Annotated in this window: 25 protein-coding genes; 12 read left to right on the forward strand and 13 right to left on the reverse strand. The window is 61.7% G+C overall.

Annotation, left to right across the window (positions count from 1 at the left end; all coding sequences use genetic code 11):
* The first annotated feature begins 19 nt into the window (after positions 1 to 19).
* The 3 genes from ACYQ1A_RS07485 to ACYQ1A_RS07495 all read left to right on the forward strand — a co-directional run bounded on the left by ACYQ1A_RS07485 (position 20) and on the right by ACYQ1A_RS07495 (position 2714).
* Positions 20 to 271, forward strand: coding sequence for a hypothetical protein (locus ACYQ1A_RS07485; RefSeq protein ID WP_062226011.1), 252 nt, complete (start codon positions 20 to 22; stop codon positions 269 to 271).
* Positions 272 to 310: 39 nt separating this feature from the next.
* On the forward strand, positions 311 to 1267 hold the full coding sequence (locus ACYQ1A_RS07490; protein WP_499361417.1) for a quinone oxidoreductase family protein: 957 nt from the start codon (positions 311 to 313) through the stop codon (positions 1265 to 1267).
* Between the two features lie 253 nt (positions 1268 to 1520).
* Entirely contained in the window at positions 1521 to 2714 is a 1194-nt protein-coding gene (locus ACYQ1A_RS07495) for an MFS transporter (protein ID WP_499361418.1), read from the forward strand.
* Positions 2715 to 2818: 104 nt separating this feature from the next.
* On the opposite strand, the gene ACYQ1A_RS07500 is transcribed toward ACYQ1A_RS07495, so the two are convergent.
* The 6 genes from ACYQ1A_RS07500 to ACYQ1A_RS07525 all read right to left on the reverse strand — a co-directional run bounded on the left by ACYQ1A_RS07500 (position 2819) and on the right by ACYQ1A_RS07525 (position 9447).
* On the reverse strand, positions 2819 to 4117 hold the full coding sequence (locus tag ACYQ1A_RS07500) for a D-tagatose-bisphosphate aldolase, class II, non-catalytic subunit (RefSeq protein WP_499361419.1): 1299 nt from the start codon (positions 4115 to 4117) through the stop codon (positions 2819 to 2821).
* Positions 4118 to 4135: 18 nt separating this feature from the next.
* The gene (locus tag ACYQ1A_RS07505) at positions 4136 to 5074 is read right to left on the reverse strand and encodes a tagatose kinase (RefSeq protein ID WP_499361420.1); all 939 of its coding nucleotides are present in this window, start codon (positions 5072 to 5074) and stop codon (positions 4136 to 4138) included.
* 47 nt (positions 5075 to 5121) lie between these two features.
* Positions 5122 to 6123, reverse strand: coding sequence for an ABC transporter permease (locus ACYQ1A_RS07510; RefSeq protein ID WP_499361421.1), 1002 nt, complete (start codon positions 6121 to 6123; stop codon positions 5122 to 5124).
* Positions 6120 to 7634 (reverse strand): sugar ABC transporter ATP-binding protein, encoded by a 1515-nt coding sequence (locus ACYQ1A_RS07515; RefSeq protein WP_499361423.1) that lies wholly within the window; start codon positions 7632 to 7634, stop codon positions 6120 to 6122. The genes ACYQ1A_RS07510 and ACYQ1A_RS07515 overlap by 4 nt, the downstream gene beginning before the upstream one ends.
* Positions 7635 to 7711: 77 nt before the next feature.
* Positions 7712 to 8605: a substrate-binding domain-containing protein gene (locus ACYQ1A_RS07520; RefSeq protein ID WP_499361424.1), complete on the reverse strand. Its 894-nt coding sequence runs from the start codon at positions 8603 to 8605 to the stop codon at positions 7712 to 7714.
* Positions 8606 to 8619: 14 nt separating this feature from the next.
* Positions 8620 to 9447: a DeoR family transcriptional regulator gene (locus ACYQ1A_RS07525; RefSeq protein ID WP_499361427.1), complete on the reverse strand. Its 828-nt coding sequence runs from the start codon at positions 9445 to 9447 to the stop codon at positions 8620 to 8622.
* Between the two features lie 514 nt (positions 9448 to 9961).
* Between ACYQ1A_RS07525 and ACYQ1A_RS07530 the strand changes: the two genes are divergently transcribed.
* Positions 9962 to 12103 (forward strand): putative bifunctional diguanylate cyclase/phosphodiesterase, encoded by a 2142-nt coding sequence (locus ACYQ1A_RS07530; RefSeq protein ID WP_499361429.1) that lies wholly within the window; start codon positions 9962 to 9964, stop codon positions 12101 to 12103.
* 239 nt (positions 12104 to 12342) lie between these two features.
* Here ACYQ1A_RS07530 and ACYQ1A_RS07535 read toward each other — a convergent pair whose 3' ends face one another.
* Positions 12343 to 13257 carry a LysR family transcriptional regulator gene (locus ACYQ1A_RS07535; protein WP_499361430.1) on the reverse strand — a complete coding sequence of 305 codons (915 nt, stop codon included), beginning with the start codon at positions 13255 to 13257 and terminating at the stop codon, positions 12343 to 12345.
* 143 nt (positions 13258 to 13400) lie between these two features.
* Here ACYQ1A_RS07535 and ACYQ1A_RS07540 point away from each other — a divergent pair, with 143 nt between their 5' ends.
* A complete protein-coding gene (locus ACYQ1A_RS07540) occupies positions 13401 to 14198 on the forward strand; it encodes an alpha/beta fold hydrolase (protein WP_499361431.1) in 798 nt (265 codons plus the stop codon).
* Here ACYQ1A_RS07540 and ACYQ1A_RS07545 read toward each other — a convergent pair.
* Positions 14195 to 15148 (reverse strand): AraC family transcriptional regulator, encoded by a 954-nt coding sequence (locus ACYQ1A_RS07545; RefSeq protein WP_499361433.1) that lies wholly within the window; start codon positions 15146 to 15148, stop codon positions 14195 to 14197. The two genes, ACYQ1A_RS07540 and ACYQ1A_RS07545, sit on opposite strands and share 4 nt — an antisense overlap.
* Before the next feature lie 165 nt (positions 15149 to 15313).
* Between ACYQ1A_RS07545 and ACYQ1A_RS07550 the strand changes: the two genes are divergently transcribed.
* The 3 genes from ACYQ1A_RS07550 to map all read left to right on the forward strand — a co-directional run bounded on the left by ACYQ1A_RS07550 (position 15314) and on the right by map (position 17227).
* Positions 15314 to 16165 carry an oxidoreductase gene (locus ACYQ1A_RS07550; protein ID WP_499361435.1) on the forward strand — a complete coding sequence of 284 codons (852 nt, stop codon included), beginning with the start codon at positions 15314 to 15316 and terminating at the stop codon, positions 16163 to 16165.
* An 85-nt stretch (positions 16166 to 16250) separates the two neighbouring features.
* Positions 16251 to 16463: a ParD-like family protein gene (locus tag ACYQ1A_RS07555; protein ID WP_499361437.1), complete on the forward strand. Its 213-nt coding sequence runs from the start codon at positions 16251 to 16253 to the stop codon at positions 16461 to 16463.
* Positions 16460 to 17227: a type I methionyl aminopeptidase gene (gene map, locus ACYQ1A_RS07560; RefSeq protein WP_499361438.1), complete on the forward strand. Its 768-nt coding sequence runs from the start codon at positions 16460 to 16462 to the stop codon at positions 17225 to 17227. The genes ACYQ1A_RS07555 and map overlap by 4 nt, the downstream gene beginning before the upstream one ends.
* Before the next feature lie 10 nt (positions 17228 to 17237).
* Here map and ACYQ1A_RS07565 read toward each other — a convergent pair whose 3' ends face one another.
* Positions 17238 to 17612 carry a hypothetical protein gene (locus ACYQ1A_RS07565; protein WP_062225152.1) on the reverse strand — a complete coding sequence of 125 codons (375 nt, stop codon included), beginning with the start codon at positions 17610 to 17612 and terminating at the stop codon, positions 17238 to 17240.
* Positions 17609 to 18208, reverse strand: coding sequence for an NUDIX domain-containing protein (locus tag ACYQ1A_RS07570; protein ID WP_499361440.1), 600 nt, complete (start codon positions 18206 to 18208; stop codon positions 17609 to 17611). The genes ACYQ1A_RS07565 and ACYQ1A_RS07570 overlap by 4 nt, the downstream gene beginning before the upstream one ends.
* Positions 18209 to 18285: 77 nt before the next feature.
* Here ACYQ1A_RS07570 and ACYQ1A_RS07575 point away from each other — a divergent pair, with 77 nt between their 5' ends.
* On the forward strand, positions 18286 to 19041 hold the full coding sequence (locus tag ACYQ1A_RS07575; protein ID WP_499361443.1) for a DeoR/GlpR family DNA-binding transcription regulator: 756 nt from the start codon (positions 18286 to 18288) through the stop codon (positions 19039 to 19041).
* A 10-nt stretch (positions 19042 to 19051) separates the two neighbouring features.
* Here the strand turns inward: ACYQ1A_RS07575 and ACYQ1A_RS07580 are convergent, their stop codons facing one another.
* Positions 19052 to 20680 carry a methyl-accepting chemotaxis protein gene (locus ACYQ1A_RS07580; RefSeq protein WP_499361445.1) on the reverse strand — a complete coding sequence of 543 codons (1629 nt, stop codon included), beginning with the start codon at positions 20678 to 20680 and terminating at the stop codon, positions 19052 to 19054.
* 114 nt (positions 20681 to 20794) lie between these two features.
* Positions 20795 to 21754: a LysR family transcriptional regulator gene (locus ACYQ1A_RS07585; RefSeq protein ID WP_499361447.1), complete on the reverse strand. Its 960-nt coding sequence runs from the start codon at positions 21752 to 21754 to the stop codon at positions 20795 to 20797.
* Positions 21755 to 21886: 132 nt separating this feature from the next.
* On the opposite strand from ACYQ1A_RS07585, the gene ACYQ1A_RS07590 reads away from it, so the two are divergent.
* Complete coding sequence (locus ACYQ1A_RS07590; RefSeq protein WP_499361449.1) at positions 21887 to 22186, forward strand: DUF2798 domain-containing protein; 300 nt, start codon at positions 21887 to 21889, stop codon at positions 22184 to 22186.
* Positions 22187 to 22252: 66 nt separating this feature from the next.
* On the opposite strand, the gene ACYQ1A_RS07595 is transcribed toward ACYQ1A_RS07590, so the two are convergent.
* Positions 22253 to 23278: a LacI family DNA-binding transcriptional regulator gene (locus tag ACYQ1A_RS07595; protein ID WP_499361451.1), complete on the reverse strand. Its 1026-nt coding sequence runs from the start codon at positions 23276 to 23278 to the stop codon at positions 22253 to 22255.
* A gap of 313 nt (positions 23279 to 23591) precedes the next feature.
* Between ACYQ1A_RS07595 and ACYQ1A_RS07600 the strand changes: the two genes are divergently transcribed.
* Positions 23592 to 24734, forward strand: a complete 1143-nt coding sequence (locus ACYQ1A_RS07600; protein WP_499361454.1) for an ABC transporter ATP-binding protein — start codon at positions 23592 to 23594, stop codon at positions 24732 to 24734.
* Complete coding sequence (locus ACYQ1A_RS07605; protein ID WP_499361456.1) at positions 24731 to 26734, forward strand: beta-galactosidase; 2004 nt, start codon at positions 24731 to 24733, stop codon at positions 26732 to 26734. Before ACYQ1A_RS07600 ends, ACYQ1A_RS07605 begins: the two co-directional genes overlap by 4 nt.
* The last annotated feature ends 19 nt before the right edge of the window (positions 26735 to 26753 follow it).

Below are 26753 nucleotides of genomic sequence, written 5' to 3' on the forward strand. Positions count from 1 at the left end.
CAAGCCAGCGGAGCCCCTCATGCGTGCGGAACACCTTTTGCCCGATACCCTCAATCAGACCGTCATCGACGGCGTCACCATCCGCAAAGGCACGGTGGGCGCGTTTCTGCTCAACGCCCGCGTATGGCTGGAGCCGAGCACCAGCGCCAGCCAGCGTGCCGGAATCGAAGCCGATCTGTGCGAGGCATTGCCCGCGCTGCGCGCCCTCGGCTTGTTTGAGGTACTCGATATCCGTGACCCCGCCTTGCGCGCCTGGATTGCCGCGCACTAAACCGCCGCGCCCCCTGCCACCATGACCGAGGACATCACCATGCACGCCGCCGTCGTCAGCACCTTGGGCCAGCCGCCCGTCTACCAGGATTTCGCCACGCCGCTCGCCGCGCCGGGCCAACAGCGAGTGCGCGTTACGGCCAGTGCGCTCAGCCAACTGGCGCGTGCCAAGGCCATGGGCAAACATTATTCGTCCGGCAGCGCACTGCCGTTTGTGGCCGGCGTCGATGGGGTCGGCGTGCTGGATGATGGCCAGCGCGTGTATTTCTTTGGGCCGCTGGCACCGTACGGCACGTTGGCCGAATACACGCTGGTCGCGCCCGAACACTGCGTGCCGCTGCCCGAGGGTCTGGATGATGTCAGCGCAGCCGCCATTGCCATTCCCGGCATGTCGTGCTGGGCGGCATTAGTCGAGCGGGCGCAATTTGTTAAAGGCGAAACCGTACTGGTCAATGGTGCCACCGGCGCATCCGGCAGGCTGGCGGTGCAGATCGCTAGATATCTGGGCGCGGCGCGCATCATCGCCACCGGCCGCAATCCCGCCGCCCTGGAATGGCTACGCCGCGCCGGGGCCGATGTGACGATTTCGCTGGAGCAGGACGCCGACGCTCTCGCCCAGGCGTTGGCACCGCATTTTGCGGCGGGCGTCGATGTAGTGCTGGATTATCTGTGGGGCCCAAGCGCCCGCGCCGCCCTGGTCAGCGCCGCGCAAAATCTGCCGGATGGCAAGGCGCTGCGCTTTGTGCAGATCGGCGCCATCAGCGCGGCCGAGATCAGCCTGCCCGCTGCGGTGCTGCGTTCAAGCGCCATTACTTTGCTCGGTAGCGGCATTGGTAGCGTGCCCTTAGCGCGCTTGCTGCAGGTGGTGGCGCAGGTCTTGCAAGCGGTCCAGCCGGCGCAATTGCAGGTCCATGCCCAAGCCGTGCCGCTGGCACAGCTGGCCCGCTATTGGGATGACGCGGATAGCCAGCTCAGAACCGTGTTTGTGCCGGGCTAACTCTGCGCTGCCACCAAGCCGGTGGGGCCCAGGTACCGGCAATTTCAGATCAGGCCCCGCCGTCGATGACCGCAGCGTGGCCCCGCTGCGGCCGCCAATTAGCCGTTGATTTTGCGGTGGGACTGCTTTTAAAATCCGCCCCAGACAATTTTCCGGCACCCGGAATTTTGCGTAAGCGTTAACGTGAACCAACGCACAACAGATCGCCGCCATCCGCACGCCGGAGGGCTGCATCCGTGCAAGGTTCCTGCGCATGCAAGCTTCTGCCCCTGCGACGCCGTCGCGTCGCCCCCTTCCGCTTATCCTCGGCATCATCCTGATTGGCGCTACTTTGCGTGCGCCGATTACCGCACTCGGCCCAATACTTGGCGCTATCCAGCACGACCTCGGCCTGAGCGACACCGCTGCGGGCCTGCTCAATGCCTTGCCTTTGCTGGTTTTTGCCTTGCTGTCGCTGCTTGCGCCGGCACTGGGCCGCCGCTGCGGACTGGAGCGCGGCCTCGGCTTTGCGCTGATCGCCATTCTGCTCGGCATCGTGCTGCGCTCGCTCGCCTGGCCTGGCGCCTTGTGGCTAGGCACGCTGCTGGCCAGCGGCGGCATCGCCATCGGCAACGTGCTGTTGCCCGGCTACGTCAAACGCGAATTCCCCGATCACGCCGCGCTGTTGATCGGCATTTACGCCGCATCGATGGCTACCTTTGCCGGACTGGCCGCTGGCGTGGCGGTGCCGATTGCGCACATGGCCGGATCAAACTGGCGTATTGCCATCGCCTGCGCCCTGCCCCTGGCGGTACTGGCACTGGGCGTGTGGCTGCCACAATTCGCCACCCCGGCCCGTCCTGCCCGCAGCAGCCAGCCCCTCGATCACACGCCGCACATCTCGCCATGGCGACAAGCGCTGGCCTGGCAAGTGGCGCTGTTCTTCGCCTGCCACTCGTTTATTTTCTATTCCCTGGTCACCTGGTATGCCGCCATCGCGGCCGCCCAAGGGGTGTCGCCCACGGCAGCGGGCCTTGATCTGCTGCTGTACCAGGTGATTGCCGTGATCGCCAACCTGGCCACCGCGCCGCTGATCAAACGCAGCCACGATCAGCGCGCCATCGGCTTTTTGTGCGGCGCGCTATTGCTGATCGGCACGGCGGGCCTGGGCGCCGCGGCCCCGATGCCCTTGCTGTGGCTGTTGATCGGCGGCCTGGGCGCTGGCTTTTCCATGAGCACCAGCTTGTCACTGTTCGCGCTGCGTTCGCGCACGCCAGACCAGGCGGCGCGGCTGTCCGGTATGGCGCAATTTGTCGGCTATAGCGGCTCGGCCTGCGGCCCGATCCTGTTTGGCGGCCTGCATGAGCACAGCGGGCGCTGGAGTGGCTCGCTGGCGATGCTGGTGGCGGCTTCGGCCCTGGTGACGCTGTTTGCGGTGCTGGCGGGGCGCGGCAAGACGCTGCGGTGACCGACGGCCGCGCCGCGCCGGGCACAGGACTATGCAACAACGCCGCGCGTTTGCTCGCTTCTGGCGCGCAAGACACGCGGCGTTTGAGCTGGCTGGCCTGATGCTCAGGCCGCCTGCGGTTCCACTTCGCGCGGCGCGCACGCCTCGGCGTAGGCGCGCAGCACCTTGCGCACGGCGTTCAAGGTAATCGCCTTGGCCGTATTGGGCAGACGACCATCGCGCACTGCCTGGTATTGCTCGGGCAGATGCTGGCTGAGCAGGTTTTCCGGAATGCCCGTGCGATCCAGATTGGCGATCAGTTTTTCCGCGGCCGCGCGTACATCCGGATGCGCCCAGTAATAACGGATGCGGTCGCTATAGCTAAACCGGCGCAGCATGTTTTTTTGCTGTTCATCGCCGTGGTAATAGCGTTCCCAGTATTGCGGTTCCTGGCGCATGGTGGCGTCGAGCACCTCGGGCAAACGCGCCTGGTCTGCCGCCTCGACCAGTTCGCGCTCAATCGCCGACAGGCCGTACAAGGCTTCCCGCATGGCGAAAGTCAGCGCCGGGCCCACCTTGAGGATGGCAAAACCGTCGCGCACCAGAGCGGCAAACGCTTCTGGCCGTTGGTAATCGGTGGAGTGCGCTTCAAACATGATGCCGGGCTCTTGCATCAGTAGCCGGATCAAGCCGGTGGCCTGGTCCGGGCGATAGTCGATCACGCGGGTGTGGTCGAACTCGACGCCCGGCTGCACCACCAGCGCCACCACGCGCGGCCAGACCGCAGCCAGACCCGCCTGTTCAAACGCTTCACGATGCACGTGCAAGGTATTGCGAGCGGCCTCAAGGCTGGTGACTTCAACCGTTTGCAAGGCATGGTCGGCACCGCCCGGCACCGGCACTTCGGTGCCGACCACATACACCGGTTTGATCCCAGCCGCGGCGGCGGCCGCCTCCGCTACCACGCATAAGCGCGCGGCGCGTGCCGCCACCACCGCATCATCCAGCCGCACCGGGTCGTCCGCGCACGCCATGCTGGTATCCAGGTGGATCTTGCTGAAGCCGGCCCCGGCATAGGCGGCGATCAGGTCTTCGGCCAGTTGCATGGCTTGCGCCGCAGGCAAATGCCGCCACGGATTGGGGCCCAGGTGGTCGCCGCCCAGAATTAGGTCTGCCGGATCAAAGCCGTGCTGTGCGGCCAGTTGCAGCACATAGCGGCGGAAGTCGGCGGGCAGCATCCCGGTATAACCGCCAAACTGGTCGACCTGGTTGGAAGTGGCTTCAATCAGCAGCGGCGTCCCGTTGGCCACGGCCTGGTGCATGGCGGCTTCGATCACCCATGGATGGGCCGAGCACACGGAGTAAATACCGCGTGCCACGCCGTGACGGCGCGCCGCCAGGATGTCCTGGAAAATCTTGTGCATGGCAAAGCTCCTTGCAAATCAACTGCGAGTAGCCAGCAAGGTGTCGAGCTGGCTGAAACCGGCAACGCCTTCCATCGGGCCCCGACGCGTTACCGCAAAGGCCCCGCTGGCGCAGGCGTACTGCAAACATGTGTCGATGGGCAGGCCGAGCATGCGGCTGCTGATATAGGTGGCGCCAAAGCAATCGCCCGCGCCGGTGGGGTCGATTTCCTCGACCGCAAATGCCGGCATGTCGATATGCTGCTCGCGGTCGTAATAGCTGCAGCCCTGGGCGCCGCGTTTGACCACAATTTCGCGGATACCCAGCCCAAGCAATTCATTGATGGCGCCCGCCTCGTCGCGCTCATTGGTCAGCAGGCTGACTTCCGGGCCGCTGGGCAGAAAGATGTCGGTGTACTCCAGCACGAAGGTCAAGGCATCGCGCATTTCGGGAATGCGCAACATTTCTTTGCGCACATTGGGGTCAAACGAAATCGTGCCGCCGTTGTTTTTAACGATTTCGATGGCCTTCTTGATGGCATCGATAATGCGGAACGAGAACAGCGATGAGCCCATCACATGAAAATGACCGCAGCCCGCCAGTGTCTCCGGCGTAAACAGGTCGGCATTGAGCTTGCCTGATGCGCTATTGGCGATATTGAAAATAAAGTCGCGTTCGCCGTTATTGCGATAGGTGACAAAGGCGCTGCCGGTGACGGCCTGCTTGTCCACCGCAATCGGGCCGACATCCACGCCGTCGCGCTTGAGTCGCTCGATATTCAGCCAACCAAAATCATCATCGCCGACGCAACCGATCATGGCGCAGGGCACGCCCAGATGCGCCACCTGATCAATAAAAATGGCGGGGGCGCCGCTGGGATAAGGCCCTACCAGCGTGCCAGGCTCACGGAACGACTGGCCGCGCTCGGTGGCCATGATTTCGACCAGGATTTCACCGGCGGTCATTACTTTTTTCATTGGAACTCTTCCTGTCTGTAATGCGAATACGCGCGATCCAGCGGCGATCAACCGCGCCGTTTTTTGCTTTGCACGTCGATATAAACAGCGACCAGAATCACCACGCCTTTGACGATCAATTGGTAGAAGTACGGCACGCTCAGCAGGTTCATGCCGTTATTGATCACGCCTATCATCAAGGCGCCGATCAAGGTGCCGAGGATCGAACCGTAGCCCCCCGCCAGACTGGTGCCGCCCAGGACGGCCGCGGCGATGGCATCCAGCTCGTAACCCATGGCCGCATTGGGCTGGGCCGAATACAGGCGCGAGGTCATGATCAAGCCCGAGATGGCCGCCATCAGCCCCGAGATCATGAAAATAAAGATCTTCATGCGGGTGACGCGGACCCCGGCAAACAGTGCGGCTTCGGTATTGCCGCCCACCAGATAGGCCTTGCGCCCGAACACCGTGCGCGACAGCACAAACTGGTTGATCACAAACAGCAGCGCCACGATCCAGATCGGCATCGGAATGCCCAGCAGCGCGCCATTGCCCAGGAACACCAGCGCGTCGTTATCGACCGACACCGGCAAGCCGTCGGAGACGATATAAGTCAGCCCGCGAAATATCCCCATGGTGGCCACGGTGACGATAAAAGACGGAATGGTCAGCCGCGCCGACAGCACCCCGTTCAGCGCCCCCAGCACCAGCCCGGCCACCAGGGCCAGCGGCATCACCAGCGCCGCTGACAGCCCGTGCGCCAGCCCCGCCGCCGTCAGCCCGCCCACCAGCGCGATCACGGCGCCCACGGACAAATCGATTTCGCCCAGCAGCAAGACATAGGTCATGCCAAACGCAATGACCGCGATGATGGACACCTGCAACACGATATTCAGCAGATTGTTCAGCACCAGAAAATTGGGCGACAAACACGAGAACAGCACGCCCAGCGCAATCAGGCCACAGATAATGCCGCCGTATTGCCGCACCGCCTCATGCTTGAGCAGGCGGGCCAGCGGCAGGGTGGATGCCGCACTTAGCGGCAGTGGGTTGGTATTGGTTTCACTCATAGTTCGTATGCTCCCGTGGCCAGCGCCATAACCGTTTCCTGGCTTAAACCGGTGGTCGTTAATTCCGTAACCAGATGGCCTTCACGCATCACCATCAGCCGGTCGCTCATGGCAATGGCTTCGGGCAGCTCGGACGACACCAGAATGACGGCGGTGCCCTGTGCGGCAAGTTCACGGATGATGGAATAGATTTCGAATTTGGCGCCGACGTCCACGCCGCGCGTGGGTTCATCCAGAATGAGCAAGCGGGGTTTGATCGCCAGCCATTTCGAAAAGACAATTTTCTGTTGATTACCGCCGCTGAGATGTCCGGCGGGAATACGGTCGCTGGCAGTCTTGATCTTGACGCGCTGAATGGACGCGGCGGTGACGGCGGCTTCCAGTTCCGGCCGGACCAGACCACGCCGTCCACCCCCGTGCTGAAAGAACACCATATTGATATTGCGGGCCACCGAGTGGCCCAGCACCAGGCCTTGTTCTTTGCGGTTCTCGGTGACATACGCAATACCGGCGGCGATGGCATCCGCGGGCGAGCGCAAGCGGGCGATCCGGCCGTCGACCCAGATGGTGCCGACATCGGGCTTGCCAAGGCCAAACAGCGTGTTCATCACATCAGTACGCCCGGCGCCCACCAGGCCAAAAAAGCCGACGATTTCGCCGGGGCTGACCGTAAAACTGACCCCCTTGAATTTGCCGTTGACCGCCAGATCATGCACTTCCAGCAAAGGCCGGTTTGCGGGCGGGTGTTGCGGCGGCAAAGCGGGGGGATAGATATCGTCCAGCGGGCGGCCAACCATCAGCGTAATCAGCTGTTCGATACTGGCTGCGCCCTTCTCTACCGTGCAGATATATTCGCCATCGCGCATCACCGATATGTCATCAGAAATCCGCAGGATTTCTTCCATGCGATGCGAGATATAAACCACCGCCTTACCTTGTGCGGTCAGGCGCTGAATGATGTTGAACAGGATTTCGGCTTCGTTATCGCTCAGCGACGAGGTGGGCTCATCCATGATCACGACGCGTGCGGGCGTGCTCAACGCTTTGGCGATCTCCACCAACTGGCGTTGTGCCATCGACAAAGAGGCGACGCTGGCGCTGGCCGGGATACGGATGCCCAGTTCTTCCAGCAGGGCTTGCGCCTGACGCTGGACGACCTTGTGATCGACGATGCCCCAGCGCTGCGGTGGATTGATGGAAAAAATATTCTCGGCCACGCTCAGATTGCTGGCCAGGCTCAGTTCCTGAAACACAATGGCCACGCCCGCGTTGTGCGCATCGGTGGGTGTGGCAAACCGCACCGGCTGGCCACCTAGCCATAGTTCGCCGGCCGAGGGCTGATGCACGCCCGCGAGGATTTTCATCAATGTGGACTTGCCGGCGCCGTTTTCGCCGAGCAGCGTGTGGACGCGGCCAGCGAGGACTTTAAGCGAGACATTTTTGAGCGCTTCAACATTGCCGAAAGACTTGGCGATATTGCGCGCTTCGAGCAGTACTTCAGGGGATGGCATGGTCACCGCGACTCCAGTACGGTCAGCAAGCCGCCAGCCTGGACACGGCCGACGGCGGTATGGCACACCTGGACCGGTTAGCGGGACTTGGCGGTGTACACGCCCGGCTCTACCGGTATGCTTTTCGGCACGGTTTTTCCTTCACCGATCTGCACTGCGGTATCGACCGCCAGCGCGCCCATTTTTTCGGGGTACTGGCGTATCACGGCCACGAAAGTGGGGTCTTTATCGACCGTGTTGCGCGCTTCTTGCATACCGTCAAAACCAATCACCTTGATTTTGCCGGCCTTACCGGCCGACTTGACGGCAAGCGTGGCCGCCAGCGCCGCATCATCGCCAAAGCCAAAAATGCCGCTGATCTGCGGATTGGCCTGCAGCATGTTTTGCGCAGCAGTCAGCGCTTCGGCCCGGGTAATGCCCGGCTGGATAGACACGATTTTCAGGCCCGGATATTGCGCGATACCCTTCTTGAAGCCTTCGACCCGATCCACCACCGATTGCACGGTCGGATAATGAATCACGCCGATTTCGCCTTTGCCATTCAGCAACTGGCCCATCAACTGCCCGGCCTTGACGCCGCCCGCAAAGTTATCGGTTGCAATATGCGAGGTGACTTCCGCCCCCACCGCCGGGATATCGACCGTAATCACTGGAATACCCGCCGCCCTGGCCTTGAGAATTGCCGACTTCACCCCTTTGGAATCAACCGGCGAAATCACGATCACGTCGACTTTGCGCGTAATAAAGTCTTCGACGTCCGAGACCTGTTTGTTCAGATCCTGGTTGGCAATCGCGACTTGCAGTCTGGCGTGCTCTTTGCCGGCTTCTTGTTTCATGGCGTCGGCCAGCGACACATAAAACGGATGTTGCTGCGTTAATAGCGAGGCACCAATCGTGATGTCCTTGGCCATGGCAGTGGCCGCAATGCCGCCCAACATCAGCGCCAGCAGCGTCTGTTTGAATGAGGTCATGTCAGAGTCGTCCTTTATTTGAGTGTGGGGTGCGGGTTGGTTAGCAATACGTGATGCTCAGAGACGCGTTTGACCGTAAACGGATGCCGGTCCAGCACAGCGCTGAGGGTATGAAACGTGCTCACATCCACGATGACGCCGTCGACCATGGTCAGGTCTCCGATTTCAAACTCCCCGGGGGCGTCCGAGCCGATCAGGCTCGCCAGCACCAGGGTCTGGCCGGCATGGCGCAGGGCGGTGCGAAACACCCGCCCCGTGGCCACGGACGGGCCGTACATCTTGCCGTCTGGCGTTATCAGCGCCGGCTCCAGCACGCACAGATCGATGGGGCGCGCGGTGATGCTCTGTTCGGCGGCCGCGCCGGTCAGCCCCGCGTCGGTCTCGGTCAGGCGGCCAGCGCACACATGGATTTCGCAGTCCAGGTACAACTGCGCCGGCGCAATCAGCGCGACGTCCTGCAGCACCAGCGACAGATTGGATTTGCCCGCCAGCACCGGCACCAACCGCGCCACCAAAGCGCCCGACAACAGCGAAATGGTCTGACCATCAGCGACCCACTCCGCCGCACTACGCAGCGCGGCCAGTTCATCGCGCTTTTGCATGGTCTCGAGCGGCGCATTGGACAGTGCGTTTTTCTGCTGCAAAGACGGGATATGCCGCGCCTTCCCCGCCGAGCGCATCAGATAGCCCTGCTCTTCGAGGTAATTGAGATCGCTGCGGATGGTGACGCTGGAAACGCCCAGCAGGCGGCTCAGGTCTTCCACCGTAATCTCGCCGTGCTTGCGCACCAGATCGGCAATTTGCAGGCGACGACGGAGCGGAGTGTTTCGGTTTGGCAGCATGGTGTCGAAAGTTTCGAAAGTTTTGTATTTCGTTACGAAAATACTACGCAAACGGATTGCGACGTGTCAACCACGGGTTGCACCACGGCATCCAGGCTCGCGCAGCGGCCGGGGCGTTATTTATTGCAAAGCTATGAATTTTAAATAATTTATTTAAATGACGACGACCGATAAACGGCACCACCACGCAGCAAGCGCGCATGCTTTGCAGCGCTTTTTGCATCGATCAGCGCGTAGTCGGAGCAACCTGGCAACGTAAAACCGGGGTAATCAAGGCTGGGATTGTTTCAGCTTCGGCCGCCTTTCGAAAGAAACGAAAGAAAAAAACTGCGCCACGTCCTGCGCCTGTAGAGCGCGGCCCACGACCCATGCAGCGTGGCCGCGAAGGCAGCTGCTCATTCATGCCGCTGGCGCGACAGGCACGGCGCAATGATCCACGCAACACCCGCACCGCCCCGCATGCCAATGACATGGATTTCCAGGCATACTCAAATCAACCACCCGGGAGAGGTTGATGGCCGTCGAGAATAATGCTGCTGCGCAGCCGCACAATAAAACGCCAGGGGCGCAGCGCTTTGATCTGGTGCGCTATTTCTTTTGGCTGTCGCTGGTTTTGATGGGCGTTGCCACGCTGGCGATGGCGGGTTATTTGCGCTATTTCTCCAGCGAACAAATGCTGCAATTAGAAAAAGTCCGCGCCGCATCCCTGGTCCAGGTTTTTGAAAACTCACTGTGGCCGCACTTCAAGCCGCTGACGCAAATGAGTGATGACGTGGCGCGCATGCGCGCGCTGGCCACGCAAGAGCAATTGCAAAGCACGGTAATCCGGCTGATGCAGGGCACCGATGTGGTCCGGCTCAAGGTTTATGCGCTGGATGGCATGACCGTGTTTTCCACCAATCCCAAACAAGTGGGCGAAAGCGAAAACGGCAATCCGGGGTTTGAATCTGCGGTCGGCAATATCCCGGTCAGTGCATTGGCCCATCGCAACAGCATCGATGCCTTTGATCGCAAATTAACGGATCGCGATCTGATTTCGACCTACGTACCGGTGCATGGCCCAGGCGGCAAGGTAGAAGGCGTGCTGGAAATCTATGTGGATGCCACCGCTTTTGTCGCCAGCACCCGCATGCAATTAATGTGGCTGACCATCGCCATCATCCTGTCGATGATTGCGCTGTATATCGCGCAAATGCTGGTCGTCAAACGCGCGGGCAATATCATCAAAAACCAGGCGGCCAAGCTGGTGGAAATCAATCGCGAGCTGGATCAGCGGGTTGAATTGCGCACGCGCGAGCTGGGCGATACCAACCGCTTGCTGGAAGGCGAAATTGAAGAACGCCGTAATGCCGAAGAGCGGCTGCATCAATTAGCCCATCACGATCCGCTGACCCACCTTCCCAATCGCTTGCTGTTCAAGCAAAGACTGGAAGACGCGCTGGTGTCCACCGCGCAGGCGCAACCGCCACTGGCGGTTATGTTTCTTGATCTGGATCGTTTTAAAGATGTGAACGACACGCTCGGTCATTTTATTGGCGATCAATTGCTGATTGCCGTGGCAGAGCGGCTGATCACGCATGTACGGCCGGGCGATACGCTGGCACGCATAGGCGGCGATGAATTTGTCTGCATATTGGCCGGCGTCGACACGGCCGACGCGGTAAATCCGGTGGCCGAGCGCTTGTTGTCTTTATTTAATCTGCCGTTTCGCATCAGCGATAACGACATTCATCTGTCCGCCAGCATCGGGGTAAGCTTTTCGCCGCAGGATGGTAGCGACTTTGATGCGCTGGTCCGCAAAGCGGATATCGCCATGTATCAAGCCAAAGCCATGGGCCGCAATCGGCACCAGATCTACACGCACCAGATGTCGGTGGCGGCGGAAGAACGCGTGCAGATCGAACGCCATTTGCGCCGCGCGATCGAGGCTCAAGATATTGAGGTTTATTTCCAGGCCAAAGTGGATTCCGCGAGCGGGCGTCTGGTTGGCGCCGAAGCCCTCGCGCGCTGGACTGATCCGGTGTTGGGGTCGGTGCCGCCGGCGCGCTTTATTCCAGTGGCCGAAGATTCTGGCCTGATCGTTAAACTGGGGCAGCAAGTCCTGGAAAAAACCTGCCAGCAAATCGCGCAATGGCGGGCCGATGGTTTTGCCCTGGATTCGGTCTCGGTCAATTTGTCGGTTAAACAACTGGAACTGGACGACTTTGCCATTCGACTTGATCGGCTGCTGAAATCGCACGATTTGCCCGCCTGGGTATTGGAACTGGAAATCACCGAAAGCGTGATCATGGCCGTCGCTGACGCCTTTAGCGTGCTCGAGGCCATACGCGCGCTGGGCGTTAAATTGTCGATTGATGACTTTGGCACCGGCTATTCGTCATTGGCTTATCTCAAACAATTGCCGGTCGATATCCTGAAAATTGACCGCGCATTTGTCACCGGCATTGGCACCGGCATCGATAGCGAAGCGATCATCCGCACCATCATCGGCCTGGCCCGTAGCCTGGGGCTGAACACCGTGGCGGAAGGCGTCGAAGAACAAGCGCAGGTCGACTTTTTGCAACGCGAGGGCTGCACCACCATCCAGGGCTATTTTTATGGCCGCCCGCAGACGGCGGAATTGTTCATGCGGGATTGGCGCGCGCAAATTGCATAAACAGCGCCGCTGCGATGGCTTTGCACCCGAGCGGGCCGCGACGCATCAATAATTGAACGATCTGCTTACGCTGGCGGGACCGTCATATTCCACGGCCTTTTGCCGCTTTGGTTTCCGCTAATAAACGAGCGATAAACCACATTTTTTCAATGGCTTGAGGCGCATTTTCGGCATTCCGTTTCCGCTATTTTTTCCGCTTGCTGCGCGACCGCTTTGCAGCGTTGCGCGCAAGGTTGCCCTTACGCGGAAATCCGCAACCACGGCTGCTCCCCGCCAAATGCCGTCCGCAACCGCTCAATAAACAGCCGCGTTTTGGTATTCACATGCCGCGCGGTGGGGGTGACTGCATGCAGGGGCAGCACCGGGCTAGTGTAGTCGGGCAGTACCCGTTGTAGCTCGCCGCTGTGCAGATGGCGGGCCACCACAAAATCCGGGCCATAGACGATGCCGCCGCCTGCCAGCGCCACCGCCAACATCACGGCGGTGTTATTGGCGCTAAAGCGGCAGGGATAATCGAGTTCCTGCGTGTTGCCGGCGGCATCGCTAAAGCGCCATGGCGCCGTGGTCACTTCGCCCAGATAGCCTATCAGTTGATGGTTTTCCAGATCGGCGGGATGGCGCGGTACGCCCGCTGCGGCCAGATAGGCCGGGGTGGCGCAGGCCAGCAACTGGCAGTCGGCCAGCTTGCGTGCAACCAGATTGGAATCGGGCAGTCGGCCGATGCGCAGCGCGATATCCATCCCCTCTTCGATCAGATCAACAAAGCGATCCTGCAACTGCAACGTCACCTCGACGCCAGGAAATTCCGCCATGAAATCGGCCACCAGCGGCCCCAGAAACAGGGCCCCAAAGGTAATCGGCGCGGCGATGCGCAGGCTGCCGCGCGGCGTGGATTGCAGGTCCGCGGCTTCGCTGTCAGCTTCTTGCAGATCGTCGAGGATACGTTTGCTTTTAACAAAGTAGGCACGACCGGCATCGGTCAGGTTGAGCTGGCGCGTGGTGCGCTGTACCAGCCGTACGCCCACCTGGTCTTCCAGTGCGGCCAGGTAACGCCCTGCCATTACGGGTGAGAGGCCAAAACGACGGCCTGCGGCGGCGATACTGCCGTCTTCCACTGCGGCGACAAAGACCGACAGGCTGATAAAGCGATCCATGGTTTTCCCCGCGTGTATTCGCTACTTTGAGTTTGCATTCTATATACGCAGTGGCGCATTCACTACCTGGGCGAGCGTCCGGACAATAGCCATACACAGACGCGCCGTCTTTCGCGGCCGCAGGTACACCGGAGTGTTTCAACATGAAAATCCACAATCAGAATGTCGAACTCGATGTGACCGATACCCAGCTCGGCGATACCGCGCTGGTGTTTCAACATCATTGGGGCGGCTCGGCGGCCACATGGAACGGCGTGATCGAACAATTGCGCGGCCAGTTCCGTTGCGTGGCCATCGATGCGCGCGGTGCGGGCAGTTCCTCGGCCCCGGCCAGCGGCTATCGCACGGCGGACCACGCCAGCGATACGCGCGCGGTGATTGCGCAGTTGGGGCTGCAGCGCTATGTGCTGGTCGGCCATTCCATGGGCGGCAAAGCGGCGCAATGGCTGGCCGCGCAGCAACCGCAAGGGCTGGCCGGGTTGGTGCTGGTGGCGTCTTCGCCGCTGTCACCGATGGCGATTGATGAAGCCCAGCGCCAGCAAATGCACGGCGCCTATGCGTTTCTGGGCGCGGTGGAATGGACGCTGGACAACGTGTTGCTGGGGAGCGCGGTGGATAGCGCAACCCGCCAGCAATTGCGGGACGATGCGCTGCGCCTGAGTGCGCCAGCCAGGGCGGGCTGGCTGGAGATTGGCAGCCGCGAGGACTTGAGCGCGCTGGCCGCGCGAGTGCAGGTGCCGGTGAGTATCATCGCGGGCGAGCTGGACCGGGTGGACCCGCTGGCCGTGGTAACCAGCAAGATCGCCCCGCTCTATCCGGCCGCCGAGCTACATTTGCTGCCCGGCAAAGGCCATCTGTTGCCCGCCGAAGCGCCGCAAGAGATCGCACAGATCATCCGCCAGTTTGCGCAGACCTTAACGCCGCAAAGCCAGGCCGCCTAGTGCGACGAGACAAAACCGCGTGAGGGCGCGGGGTCGAGCAAGGCAAAGCTTTGCTTCATCCGCGCCACTTCCTGCAGCGGGCTGCGGCCAAACAGGCGCTTGAACTCGCGGCCGAATTGCGAGGCGCTTTCGTAGCCCACCTGCGCGCTGGCCGCCCCGGCCGTCATGCCATTGCGTGCCATCAACAAGCGCGCCTGGTGCAAGCGCGTCGACTTGAGATATTGCATCGGCGAGCTATCGGTCACCGCTTTGAAATGCACATGGAAGGTGGCGACGCTCATGCCTGCCGACGCCGCCAATGACGGTACATCCAGCGGTTGCGCAAACGATTGGTGGATGCGCTGGATGGCGCGGCCGATCTTGCCAAACTGACCATGTGCAGCCAGCGCGGCGCGCATCGATCCGCCTTGTTCGCCCAGCATCACGTGCAGATAAATTTCCCGCACCAGCGCTGGGCCGAGTAGCTGCGTTTCGAGCGGCGACGCCAGGGCACGCAACAAGCGCAGGACACTATCGGCCATGCGCGTATCCAGCGGGGTCGATGCCATGCCGCGCGGGGCCGCGGTGGGCAAATGGGCGAGGGCATCCAGCTGCAACATCAGATCGGTGGCCAGATTGAAGTCGAGGCGTAGATAAAGCGCCAGCAGCGGCTCGCTCGCGCTGGCCTCGGTCTCCATCGAAAAAGGCAAAGCCACCGACACCACCAGGTAATGCTGTGGATCGTAGATATACACCTGGTCGCCCAGATAACCACGCTTGCGGCCTTGGCACACAATGACGATGCCGGGCTCGTATAACACCGGCGTGCGCGTCAAGGGCCGATCCGAGCGCAACAGGCGGATATCGTCCAGGCCGGTCAGGTTATAGCCTTCAATCGGGGCCAGTCTGGCCAATAATTCGATGGCTTCGGGCACGAGTACGGTGGTGGTTTTGCGGGCGGTGGCAGGCATGGTCGATACGGCCAAAAGCGATGGCGCTACTTTGCCACTGTCGGCGTGCCTGCGGGGCCTGGTCAGACAATCAGGCTAAACATGCAGAGCATCGGGTCTTAGCGGCAACGCGGGGCGCGCCTAGCATGGCGGCACTGTTTAACCGTTCTGACTGGAGTTGCCCTTATGAGCTTGTCCCCTACCCCGAACAACAAAACCGTGCTGATTACCGGCGTGTCCTCCGGCTTTGGCCGCGCCTTTGCCGTTGCCTTGCTGGCGGCAGGCCATCGCGTAATTGGCACCGTGCGCAAGCCGGAGGCCTGCGCTGAATTTGCGGCATTGCACCCGCACAATGCCCATGCGGTGGTGCTGGATGTGACCGATTTTGCCGCCATCGAACCCACGGTCGCCCAGTTGCAAAACCAGTTTGGCCCGATCGATGTGCTGATCAATAACGCCGGTTACGGTCACGAAGGCACGCTGGAAGAATCGCCGCTGCACGAACTGATCGCACAATTCAACACCAATGTGTTTGGCGCGGTGGCCATGATCAAGGCCGTGTTGCCCACCATGCGCCAGTGCCGCAAAGGCCACATTATCAACGTCACCTCCATGGGTGGATTTATCACCATGCCCGGCATCGCTTATTACTGCGGCAGCAAATTTGCGCTGCAAGGCATCAGCGACACGTTGGTGCAAGAACTGCGCGGGCTGGGCATCCATGTGACTGCGCTGGCGCCTGGATCCTTCCGCACCGATTGGGCCGGACGCTCGATGGTGCGCTCAGAACGCAGCATTGCCGATTACGACGCACTGTTTGACCCCATCCGCGCCGCGCGCGAAGCCAAATCGGGCAAGCAACTGGGCGACCCCGCCAAGGCGGGCCAGATGTTGGTGGATTTGATTGCGCATAACGCACCCCCTGCGCAGCTGTTATTGGGCAGCGACGCGCTGGGCCTGGTGCGCACGCGGCTGGATGCGTTGCGTGCCGAGATCGACCAGTGGCAGGCGGTCACGCGCTCCACTGACTTTGCCTAAGCAGCCGCGCGCTTTGTCACGCCGCTTGCGCCGCGTTGCCGGCCGAATATATGATTCGTATATGGAACATATATACGGATAAGCGATGGGCATCGTAAATATCGACGACGAACTGCACGATCAAATGCGCAAGGCCAGCGCGGTATCGTGCCGTTCCATCAATGCGCAGGCGGCGTTCTGGATCAAGATGGGCATGTTGGCCGAGATGAACCCGACGCTGAGTTTTAATGAGATTGTCGCGCGCGAATTACGCGCCGCTGGCGTTGAGACTGCCGCCTTTCGGGTAGCAACGCCATGACCAAGCGGCCCGAAGAAATCGCCGTGATGGCCGAGGCTGGGCGCCTGCTGGCCAGCGTGTTTGCCCGGCTGGATACGCTGGATTTGATTGGCATGTCGACCATGCAGGTAAACGATCTGGTCGAGGCATTTATCGTCCATGACCTGAACGCACGCCCGGCCAGCAAAGGCCAGTACGGCTATGCCTATGCACTGAATTCATCGCGCAACCAGGTGGTGTGCCATGGCGTGCCCTCGCCCGCGGAGATGCTGCAGGATGGCGATATCGTCAATTTTGATATCACGCTGGAGAAGAACGGCTATATCGCCGATTCCAGCAAAACCTATCTGGTGGGCAATGTCGGGCCAGAAGCGCGGCGGCTGGTACAGGTCACGTATCAAGCCTTGTGGAAAGGCATAAAAACCGTGCGCCCCGGCGCTACCCTCGGCGATGTGGGCCACGCCATCGAACGCCACGCGCGCCAGCACGGCTTTGCGGTGGTGCGCGAATATTGCGGCCACGGTATTGGCCGCGAAATGCACGAAGAGCCGCAAGTGCTGCATTTCGGTACGCCCGGAACCGGCCTGGTTTTGCGCGAAGGCATGGTGTTTACCATCGAACCCATGCTCAACCAGGGCCGTCGCGCCATCTACACCCAAGCCGATGGCTGGACGGTGGTGACGCGCGACGGCAAGTTATCGGCGCAGTTTGAACATACGGTGGCGGTGACGCGTCATGGCGTGCAGGTGTTGACGCTGCGCGCGGACGAGAAAATCGCCGCCTGAGCGCCCGCCATCAGACGGGGGCCGTGGCCAGCGGTACCTCATCCAGCGCGTGATAGACCGGCTTGCCCCACGCCAAGGCCAGTTGCACATCCTGATCCGCGCCTTTTGATGCGCCTTCGATGCGATAAACCGCATCGCAACGCTGCAGCAAGCGGTGCGCCACCGGGTACATATATTGTTCGCTGATGGCGTCGCCCACGGCCTGCGAACCGGCCATGGCCGCCAACGGCAGCGCGGCCCATTCGCCGATCAGCGGCATATGGCCGCGTTGGTATACATCCAGCGCCGCGCGCTCCAGATGTTTGAGATTAAGCGCAATCCTGACCGGATCGCCGTCGGTGCCGCTGCGATAAGGCCCTGCAATCAAAATCATCTGGCTGCTCATGCCGCGCGCTCCCCGGTCAGCCCGCGCAAGGCGAGATGTTGTAACAACATGATGGTTTTGCCATCGACGATTTCACCGTGCGCAATCGCGTCCAGGGCTGCGGCCAGCGTCATCTCGATCACTTCCAGATCTTCACCCTCCGCCTCAACGCCGCCCCCGGCATGGATACGGGCATCGGCGGCGTATTCCGCAATAAAAAAATGCAGTTTTTCGGTGACCGAGCCGGGGCTCATATAGGCCTCGAAGACCTTGTGCACTTCGCCCACGCGGTAGCCGGTTTCTTCTTCCACTTCGGCGCGGATGCGCGCTTCGGGCGTGGCGTTATCCAGCAGGCCCGCCGCCGCTTCGATCAACATGCCGTCGTGGCCATTCACAAACACCGGCAAGCGGAACTGGCGGGTAAGCACCACCGTTTGTTGCTGGCGGTTAAACAGCAAAATGGTCGCGCCATTGCCACGATCATAGGTTTCGCGGCTTTGCCGTTGCCAGATGCCATCGCGGCGTAAAAAGTCGAACGTGGTTTTTTTGAGCACATACCAATCGTCCGACAACACCTGGGTATCGATAATGCGCACGCGCTCTGCCGTGGTCAGCATGGGGAGCTCCTGTTCCCGAAAATGAGTATTCATGCTATCGTGCAGTTTCGTGCAATACAAGCATCTTCGTGCAAACCATGCTGACCACAGAACGCAAAAAAACCATACTTGAAATGCTGGTGCGCGACGGCCGCGTACTCGCCGCCGACCTCGCCCACGCCTTTGGCACCTCCGAAGACACCATCCGCCGCGACCTGCGTGAACTGGCGGCCGAGGGCCTGCTGCAACGCGTGCATGGCGGCGCCCTGCCCGCCTCGTCGGCGGTGGCGCCGTTTGCGCAACGACGCTCGATTGAATCGGCGGCCAAGCGCAATATCGGCCGCGCTGCGGCGGCGATGATCGCGCCCGGCCAGATCGTCATTCTGGACGGCGGCACCACCTCAGCCGAGCTGGTCAAGCATCTGCCGCTGTCGCTGGCTGCCACCGTGGTCACGCATAGCCCGACTGTGGCCGTGGCGCTGGTCGACCATCCTTCGATTGAGGTCATCATGATCGGCGGCCGCTTGTACAAGCATTCGGTGGTTAATGTCGGCGCCGCGGCGATCGAGGCGATGTCGCATATTCATGCCGACCTTTACTTTATGGGCGTGACCGGCGTGCACCCGACTGAGGGCTTGAGTACCGGCGATATGGAAGAGGCGTATATCAAGCGCGCGCTGGCGGCCAGAGCGGCCGAGACGGTGGTGCTGGCGTCGATGGACAAGCTGAACGCGGCATCGCGTTATGCAATTGGTGCGGTGACACTGGCAAGCACCATCATTGTCGAGCAACAGGCCGATGCCGCGATTACGCAAGCGCTGCAAGCCAAGGGCATCAGCATCCTGCGCGCCTGAACCGGCCCCACTACAGCCGGAACCGCGTCACCACGGTCTGCAAATGCGCCGATAGCCCATCCAGCTGCATCGACGCCGTGGCCAGACCGCGCACGGTGGCGCTGTTTTCTTCGGCCATGCGTGCCACCGTTTCCATGCTGCTGGCCAGACCGTGGCTGGCGGTGCGTTGTTCGGCCAGCGCGCCGTCGATGACGGTGATGGCACTGGCAATGGCGCGGGTGCCGTGCTCGATGTCCTGCATGGTGAGCGAGGTTTTTTCTGCGGTATCCGAGACCACGCCCGCGCGGCTCAGGCTCCTGCCCATGCTGTCGGTCACCTGGTTTACGCCCGCCTGGATGGCATTGATCATCGCGGTAATCTCGCCCGCCGAGCGGGTGGTATGTTCGGCCAGGTTGCGCACTTCGTCGGCCACCACGGCAAAGCCACGGCCTTGCTCACCGGCGCGGGCGGCTTCGATGGCGGCGTTGAGCGCCAGCAGATTGGTCTGATCCGCCAGGCCGCGGATTACATTCACCACATGGTCGATGCGGCGGATATCGGTTTGCAGTTGCGTCATTTGCGCGGCGGTATCGGCCATTGCGCCGGTGACGAGGCCGATTTCGCCGGAGGACGTACGTGCGGCCTGGCTGCCTTCGGTGGCCAGGCGCCCGGCTGCGCCCGCGCGTTCGGCTGCTTCGTCCGCGCTATCGGCGACGTGGTTCACGCTGACAGTAAGTTGCTCGATGGTGGCGGCGGCGCTGGACGTCGCCTCCGCCTGTTGATGCGAGCCCGCCGCAATCTGCGCGGCCGAGGCCGACAACGCTTTGGCCGCGGCGGCAACCTGGCCCGCATCGTGATGTATGCCCGACACCACCTCGCGCAAACCGGCACGCATATCCTGCATGGTGCGGGCGATTTCGATGGCTTCATCACGGCTGGGCGCGATGAGCTCGTGTTGGCCCGACAGGTCACCGGCCTTGATCGCATGCGCCAGCCGCACTGATTTCTTGAGCGGCGTGGTAATGATCCAGCCCAGCGCCAGCGCCATCAAAACGCCGACAATCAAGGCACAGAGCGCCACGCCCAGCATGGTCCATAAAGCGGTGTGATAACTGGCCTGCGCCGTCGCACCCGATTGCAGCATTTGCTGCTCCTGATATTCCGTCATGCGCTTGAGCGCGGCGGCCAGTTCGGTGTTGTCCGGGCTGATATTGCTGGCCAGAAAGGCCACCGCCGCCGGGTTCTGGTTGGTTTTGATCAAACTTTCCATCTGCGGCAGATCACGCGTCAGCTTGTCATCGGCGGCGTGGATTTGCGCCAGGATGCCGCGCCCGGTTGGCGTGCGGATCAGCTTGGTCATGCTGTTGATATCGGCCTGCGCTTGCGTATGCAATTGCTCGATCAACGCCACATTGGCCGCATTTTGCGTTTCCGAGGTGCCGATAATGCCGTCGCGTATCACCCGGCGCATTTCCAGATAAGCCGTGCTGACCTTATAAGACAGCGCCAGCTTGGGATAGCGACTGTCGGTGATGTCGACCAGGTTGGCGTTGATGCTGGACATCTTCCACAGGGCCGTACTCACGACAATCGCCAGCAAGACCAGCACCACGGCAAAGCCCGATAACAGCTTTTGTTGCACCGACAGCAAACGCAGCATGGCGACCCCCGGGGCCAGCACGGGCTGGCATTACGGATAAGAATATTCCGTTATAGCGGCTGGCCCTGTGCGCAGTGGCGCGCGCGGCCGGGCTTCAGCCGTGCGGCACCCGGGCTAGCTGCGCCCGGACCATTCCACGGCTGGCGTAGCGTGCGGCAGTGGCGCTTGCAGCGCCTCTGCTACAAATTCAATAAACGCGCGCACCCGGGTATTGAGCGCGGCGCGCTCGGCCACGCAGGCGTAAATCTCCATCGGCTCGGGCACGGCGCCATCCACATCGCCCGGTGCGGTCTCAAACAGCGGGCGTAACTTGCCGCCATCGATTAAAGGCTGCGCGACAAAGTCGGCCAGGCGCACCACGCCGCCATCGTTAAGCGCAATCTGCGCCAGCATTTCGATATCGTCACAGATAAAGCCGGGCTGGATCGGCGCATCAAAGCGCTGGCCATTGCGCACAAATTTCCACGGCAAAAAGCGACCATCCACCGGATATCTGAACACCAGGCAGGCGTGTTGCTTCAGGTCTTCCGGCGTCTGCGGTGTGCCGGCGCGCGCCAGATAGGCGGGCGACGCGCAAAACACAAAGGGATAAGTGGCGATATGGCGTGCAATCAACCGATCATCCAGTTGCGGGGGGATGCGCAGGCTGACGTCGATGCCCTCCAGGCGATGGTCGGTGCGGCGGTCGGTGCTGATCAATTCGATGGCAATACGCGGATAGCGCTGCTGAAAGGCAGGCAGCAAGGGCGCCAGTTTATGCCGACCGAACACCGAGGTTGTGGCGATGCGCAGCGTGCCCTGCAGTTCCAGCGCATCTGTGGCCGCGGTCTGCGCCAGATCCAGATCATGCGGAATATGCCGCACCTTGTCGTAATACAAGGCGCCACTTTGCGTGAGCGCCATGCGCCGCGTGGTGCGTGACAACAAGCGCACGCCAAGATGCGCTTCCAGCCGCGCCACATTCTGGCTGACCGCCGCCGCACTCATGCCCAGCGCCCGTGCTGCCGCCGCAATACTGCCCGCCTCAACCACTTTGATAAAACACTGGATCAAACCCAGAAGATTGGCGGCCATCGCCCGGTCCTTGCTGCCGATAATTCGTCATGTTTGCTTAGCAATGAATCAAGCGCAAGCGGGCTACTCGCCTGCCAGCGGGCTTGTTATTGTGGCGGCTCCCTGACTTTATGCCCGTCCCGAGCGCCTGCCATGATGCCTGATACATCCCGCCCCGCCCTGCCCCACGCACCCCCAGCCAGCAAGCGCAGCGGCTTGCGCCGGCGCTTTCCGCGCACACTTACGCCCTATGTGTTCGCGCTGTATATGGCCACCATCATGGCTTTTTTGATGTGTCTGGTGATTACGCTGGCCGAGTTCGGCTATAACGCGCATTACGTGGAAAATGTGTTGAATGCCTATCGCGTGGCTATGCCCGCCGCCTTTTGCTGCATCCTGGTGGTGCGGCCATGCGTGGCGCGGCTGGTGGCATGGACCGTGCATCCGCATTAAGTCGGGCGCGCGTCACAGCACCGTCGGTTTTGCTGGGGCAGGCGTCACCGTCTGCCTTGCCCCGCGCTAGCCGCGCCGGGCGCGTGGGGATGCGGTACTGGCGCGCGGCACCAGCACCGGTTGCGACGTGACCAGCATCTGCGGCTCGGCATGCGCCGCGCGGGCGTCCGGGCCGACCAGTTTGCGCAGCAAAGATACCGCCAGTTCGGCCGCTTCTTGCGTCGGTACGGCCACGGTCGACAATGCCGGGCGGCTTTCTTGTGCCATCTGGATATCGGTAATGCCCATTACCGACAAATCGGCGGGAATACGCAAACCCAGGTCGGTGGCGGCGTGCATGGCGCCGATGGCGGGCAGGTCATTGGTGGCAAAAATCGCGGTCAGGTGCGGGTGTTTTTGCAGCAACAATGCGCCCGCGGCGTAACCGCCTTGCACGGTATCGGGCGAGGTCTCGATCAGCTCGGGGGCAAAGTGCACGCCGGCCGCGGCCATCGCATCGGTAAACCCGCGCAAGCGCGACGCATGGATGCCGCCTTTGCCATTGCCGACCACAATGCCGATATCCCGATGCTGCAAGGCCAGCAAATGCTGCGCCGCCAATTGCCCCGCCAGATAAAAATCCACCGCCACACAGGGCAGGCCCGGCGATTCATGCGGCTTTTCCCACATACACAGCACCACGGGTGAGCGGCTTTGGCGCAGCACGGCAAAGTCCAGATTGCCGTTCATGACCAGTACCCCTTGCGATAGTGACCCGGCCAGCTGGTTGAGATAGGCGTGCGCGGTGGCGGTGTCGTCGTTGGTGTTACACAGCAGCATAAAGCTGCCGTGGGCCCGGGCCGCGCGTTCGGCGGCGAGGGCAAATTCGGGATAAAACGGGTTGGCGATGCTGGAAACCATCAAGGCCAGCGTTGGCCCGCGGCCTTCCGCCAGCGCGCGCGCATTAAGGTTGGGCCGGTAGCCGAGCGCATCGATGGCATCGAGCACACGCTGGCGGGTTTCGTTGCTGACGCGGCCACGATTGCGCAGCACATTCGACACCGTCGCCGGGGTTACGCCGGCGTGCTGGGCCACCTCTGAAAGTGTAGTCATCGCTTGTTAATTTCCATATTTCCGGGCTGATCACGGGTCGCAGTCGGGCAATGTACACGCTTGGCTGGATGCTGGCGCGGGCCATGTCGCTGGCCCAGCCACGCGGTAAGGCGGCAGCGCGGGCTGCTACAAATATCCTGGATCACCGTATTGCATTTTGAGAAAACCGGCTGCTATAGTCCGTAGCACTTCGTCACCCACTACATCAAAACCGCCCCCTGCGTTACGGCGGTGATGCCTGAGTGGCCTTTTTTTGCAGACCGTGATTAAGCGCTTAATCAAGGCGGACAAATCTGACCATGGAGCCGGATTGATGGCAAGTATTTCGTTGCAAGGGGCGCAGAAAAGCTACGGCGATCATCAGCCCGTTATCCGCAATGTCGATCTGGAAATCGGCGAAAACGAATTCTGCGTTTTCCTCGGGCCATCGGGCTGCGGCAAGTCGACGCTGCTGCGCATGATTGCCGGGCTGGAAGATCTCAGCGGCGGCCAGCTCAAGATCGGCGGCCGTTTGATGAACGATGTGCCCGCGGCCGAACGCGGCGTGGCGATGGTGTTTCAGAGCTACGCGCTATTCCCGCATATGACGGTGTTCGAAAACATGGCGTTCGGCCTCAAGCTGGCCAAAACCCCGACCGACACCATCGTGGCCAAAGTAAACCAGGCCGCGCGCATTCTGCAGCTGGAAAACCTGCTCGACCGCTATCCCAAAGCCTTGTCCGGCGGCCAGCGCCAGCGGGTGGCTATCGGCCGCGCCATTGTGCGCGAACCGGGGGTGTTTCTGTTTGATGAGCCCTTGTCCAACCTCGACGCCACCTTGCGCGGCCAGACCCGCATCGAGATTGCACGCCTGCACAAGCAATTTGCTTCCGCCAGCGTGGTGTATGTCACGCACGACCAGATCGAAGCCATGACCCTGGCCGACAAGATTGTGCTGCTGCACGCGGGCAAAGATATGGAACAGCACGGCAGCATTGCGCAGATCGGCGCGCCGCTGACGTTGTATCACCGCCCGGTCAGCCGCTTTGTGGCGGGGTTTATCGGCTCGCCGCGCATGAACTTTTTACCGGCGCAAGTCAGCGCTATCGATAGCGCCGGCGTGGAAGTGGCGCTGGACCACACCGGCGAGAAGTTGCGCGTGCGGGTGGCCGGCACTCAGCTCAAGCCGGGGCAAGCCGTCACCCTCGGCATTCGGCCGGAACATCTCGAAAGCGCCCCGCCCGGCGCCGTGCCGCCGACCCAGACCATCCGCCGTCCAGTCTCGCTGATCGAGGCCTTGGGCGAGCACAGCTATCTGCATCTGAACGCACCGGACCAGGCCGTGTTGATCGCCAAAGCGCCCGGCGACGCCAGCGTCAAAGTGGGCGAAACGGTCAGCTTTGTGGCGCCCGAACACGCCTGCCATCTATTCACTGAAGACGGCTTTGCCGTCCCGCATCTGGAGTCGCAGCCATGAACCAACCCCAAGCCGGTGCGCCGATGCGCCTGGGCGTTTGCTATTACCCCGAACACTGGCCCGAAGCGATGTGGGCCGACGATGCCGCGCGCATGAAAGCGCTGGGCATTACGCAAGTGCGTATCGCCGAATTTGCCTGGAGCCGCATCGAACCGCAGCCGGGCCAATACAACTGGGGCTGGCTCGACCGTGCCGTGCAGGTTCTGGGCGATGCCGGTTTGCAGGTGGTGATGTGTACGCCGACGGCCACGCCGCCCAAATGGTTGATCGACCAACATCCGGATATTCTGGCGGTGGGGGCCGATGGCCGCCCGCGCCGTTTTGGTTCGCGCCGCCATTACGATTTTTCATCGCCGAGCTGGTTTGAGGCCTCGCAAGGCATCTGCACCGCCGTGGCACAACGTTACGGCCAGCATCCGGCCGTGGCGTTCTGGCAGGTGGATAACGAATACGGCTGCCATAACACCGTGGTCAGCTATTCCCCCGCCGCCGCGCAACGCTTCCGGCAATGGCTGCAAGCGCGTTACGGCGATATCGCCACGCTCAACCAGGCATGGGGCACGGTGTTCTGGAGCATGGAATACCGCAGCTTTGCCGAGATCGACCCGCCCATCGAAACCGTCACCGAAGCGCATCCGTCGCATCGGCTGGATTACCGCCGCTTTGCCTCTGACGAACTGGCGCGCTACAACCGCATGCAGGTCGATATCGTGCGTGCGCATTCGCCGGGGCGGCCGGTGGCGCATAACTTTATGCAGATGTTTAACGAGTTCGACCATTACAAAGTGGCGGCCGATCTGGACGTGGCCAGCTGGGATAGCTATCCGCTGGGCGCGCTGGAAGAAATGTGGTTCGCGCCTGAGATCAAGGCGCGCTGGCTGCGCACCGGCCACCCCGATTTCGCCGCGTTTAACCATGATCTGTATCGCGGCATGTCGCGCTTGCCGTTCTGGGTGATGGAACAGCAACCAGGCCCGGTGAACTGGGCGCCATGGAACCCCGCGCCGCTGCCCGGCATGGTGCGTTTGTGGAGTTGGGAAGCGTTGGCGCATGGCGCCGGTTGCGTATCGTATTTCCGCTGGCGGCAAGCGCCGTTTGCGCAAGAACAGATGCACGCCGGTTTACATACGCCGGACAACCAGCCCGATCTGGCCGCGCACGAGGCCGAGCAAACTGCCGCGGAAATCGCCGCCGTACAAGCCACGGGCCTGGATGGCGCGGTGCGTCCGCGCGTGGCGCTGTTGTTTGAATACGAAGCCAAATGGCTGTTCGAAATCCACCCCCAGGGCGCCGATTTCCATTACCCGCGCTTTGTCTTTGGCTATTACAGCGCACTGCGCAGCCTCGGGTTTGATGTCGATATCGTGCCCACCAACGCGGCGCTGGATGGCTACGCCCTGATTGTGGTGCCGCCATTGCCGGTAATGCCGGATGGCCTGGCGCAACGGCTGGCGCGCAGTGGCGCGCAGGTGGTGATCGGGCCGCGTACCGGCTCCAAGACGCTTGATCTGCAGATTCCGCACGCTCTGCCACCAGGCCCGTTGGCCGAGGTGCTGCCGCTGCGGGTCTGGCGCGTTGAATCACTGCGGCCCAATGTCAGCGAGGCCGTCGATGCCAGCGCGCTCGGGCTGGGCCAGCTTGATGCCGTGCATTGGCGCGATCTGATACAAGCGGATGCCCGCGTTGAAATCCTGGCCCGCTACGCCGATGGTCATCCGGCGGTATTACGCCACGGCAAGCTGCATTACTGCGCCAGCATTTTTGCTGAAGCAGGCACGCGGGCGCTGCTGCAACAGATTGCGCAAAACGCTGGCCTGGTGCCGCAAGCCTTGCCCGAGACCGTGCGCATTAGCCAGCGCGGTGCTTTGACTTACGTTTTCAATTACGACACGACGGCATACGACATTCAGGGTGTCGATGCAGCCGCGTTCGTGGTCGGCGCGGCCTCGGTCGCGCCACAAGGCGTGGCGATTTATCGCGCCAGCGCGCCGGCGCAGTAAGCACAGTCAATACCGGTTC

The organism is Silvimonas sp. JCM 19000 (genome assembly GCF_054652575.1).

What these genes read in the sequence shown, in the direction of transcription:
- ACYQ1A_RS07575 (WP_499361443.1), top strand. Translation starts at nt 18,286, where the DNA reads ATGCTGACCACAGAACGCAAAAAAACCATACTTGAAATGCTGGTGCGC.
- ACYQ1A_RS07585 (WP_499361447.1), bottom strand. Translation starts at nt 21,754, where the DNA reads ATGGCCGCCAATCTTCTGGGTTTGATCCAGTGTTTTATCAAAGTGGTT.
- ACYQ1A_RS07600 (WP_499361454.1), top strand. Translation starts at nt 23,592, where the DNA reads ATGGCAAGTATTTCGTTGCAAGGGGCGCAGAAAAGCTACGGCGATCAT.
- ACYQ1A_RS07495 (WP_499361418.1), top strand. Translation starts at nt 1,521, where the DNA reads ATGCAAGCTTCTGCCCCTGCGACGCCGTCGCGTCGCCCCCTTCCGCTT.
- ACYQ1A_RS07485 (WP_062226011.1), top strand. Translation starts at nt 20, where the DNA reads ATGCGTGCGGAACACCTTTTGCCCGATACCCTCAATCAGACCGTCATC.
- ACYQ1A_RS07580 (WP_499361445.1), bottom strand. Translation starts at nt 20,680, where the DNA reads ATGCTGCGTTTGCTGTCGGTGCAACAAAAGCTGTTATCGGGCTTTGCC.
- ACYQ1A_RS07525 (WP_499361427.1), bottom strand. Translation starts at nt 9,447, where the DNA reads ATGCTGCCAAACCGAAACACTCCGCTCCGTCGTCGCCTGCAAATTGCC.
- ACYQ1A_RS07505 (WP_499361420.1), bottom strand. Translation starts at nt 5,074, where the DNA reads ATGAAAAAAGTAATGACCGCCGGTGAAATCCTGGTCGAAATCATGGCC.
- ACYQ1A_RS07520 (WP_499361424.1), bottom strand. Translation starts at nt 8,605, where the DNA reads ATGACCTCATTCAAACAGACGCTGCTGGCGCTGATGTTGGGCGGCATT.
- ACYQ1A_RS07540 (WP_499361431.1), top strand. Translation starts at nt 13,401, where the DNA reads ATGAAAATCCACAATCAGAATGTCGAACTCGATGTGACCGATACCCAG.
- ACYQ1A_RS07515 (WP_499361423.1), bottom strand. Translation starts at nt 7,634, where the DNA reads ATGCCATCCCCTGAAGTACTGCTCGAAGCGCGCAATATCGCCAAGTCT.
- ACYQ1A_RS07490 (WP_499361417.1), top strand. Translation starts at nt 311, where the DNA reads ATGCACGCCGCCGTCGTCAGCACCTTGGGCCAGCCGCCCGTCTACCAG.
- ACYQ1A_RS07510 (WP_499361421.1), bottom strand. Translation starts at nt 6,123, where the DNA reads ATGAGTGAAACCAATACCAACCCACTGCCGCTAAGTGCGGCATCCACC.
- ACYQ1A_RS07545 (WP_499361433.1), bottom strand. Translation starts at nt 15,148, where the DNA reads ATGCCTGCCACCGCCCGCAAAACCACCACCGTACTCGTGCCCGAAGCC.
- ACYQ1A_RS07605 (WP_499361456.1), top strand. Translation starts at nt 24,731, where the DNA reads ATGAACCAACCCCAAGCCGGTGCGCCGATGCGCCTGGGCGTTTGCTAT.
- ACYQ1A_RS07565 (WP_062225152.1), bottom strand. Translation starts at nt 17,612, where the DNA reads ATGAGCAGCCAGATGATTTTGATTGCAGGGCCTTATCGCAGCGGCACC.
- map (WP_499361438.1), top strand. Translation starts at nt 16,460, where the DNA reads ATGACCAAGCGGCCCGAAGAAATCGCCGTGATGGCCGAGGCTGGGCGC.
- ACYQ1A_RS07500 (WP_499361419.1), bottom strand. Translation starts at nt 4,117, where the DNA reads ATGCACAAGATTTTCCAGGACATCCTGGCGGCGCGCCGTCACGGCGTG.
- ACYQ1A_RS07590 (WP_499361449.1), top strand. Translation starts at nt 21,887, where the DNA reads ATGATGCCTGATACATCCCGCCCCGCCCTGCCCCACGCACCCCCAGCC.
- ACYQ1A_RS07555 (WP_499361437.1), top strand. Translation starts at nt 16,251, where the DNA reads ATGGGCATCGTAAATATCGACGACGAACTGCACGATCAAATGCGCAAG.
- ACYQ1A_RS07570 (WP_499361440.1), bottom strand. Translation starts at nt 18,208, where the DNA reads ATGCTGACCACGGCAGAGCGCGTGCGCATTATCGATACCCAGGTGTTG.
- ACYQ1A_RS07535 (WP_499361430.1), bottom strand. Translation starts at nt 13,257, where the DNA reads ATGGATCGCTTTATCAGCCTGTCGGTCTTTGTCGCCGCAGTGGAAGAC.
- ACYQ1A_RS07530 (WP_499361429.1), top strand. Translation starts at nt 9,962, where the DNA reads ATGGCCGTCGAGAATAATGCTGCTGCGCAGCCGCACAATAAAACGCCA.
- ACYQ1A_RS07550 (WP_499361435.1), top strand. Translation starts at nt 15,314, where the DNA reads ATGAGCTTGTCCCCTACCCCGAACAACAAAACCGTGCTGATTACCGGC.
- ACYQ1A_RS07595 (WP_499361451.1), bottom strand. Translation starts at nt 23,278, where the DNA reads ATGACTACACTTTCAGAGGTGGCCCAGCACGCCGGCGTAACCCCGGCG.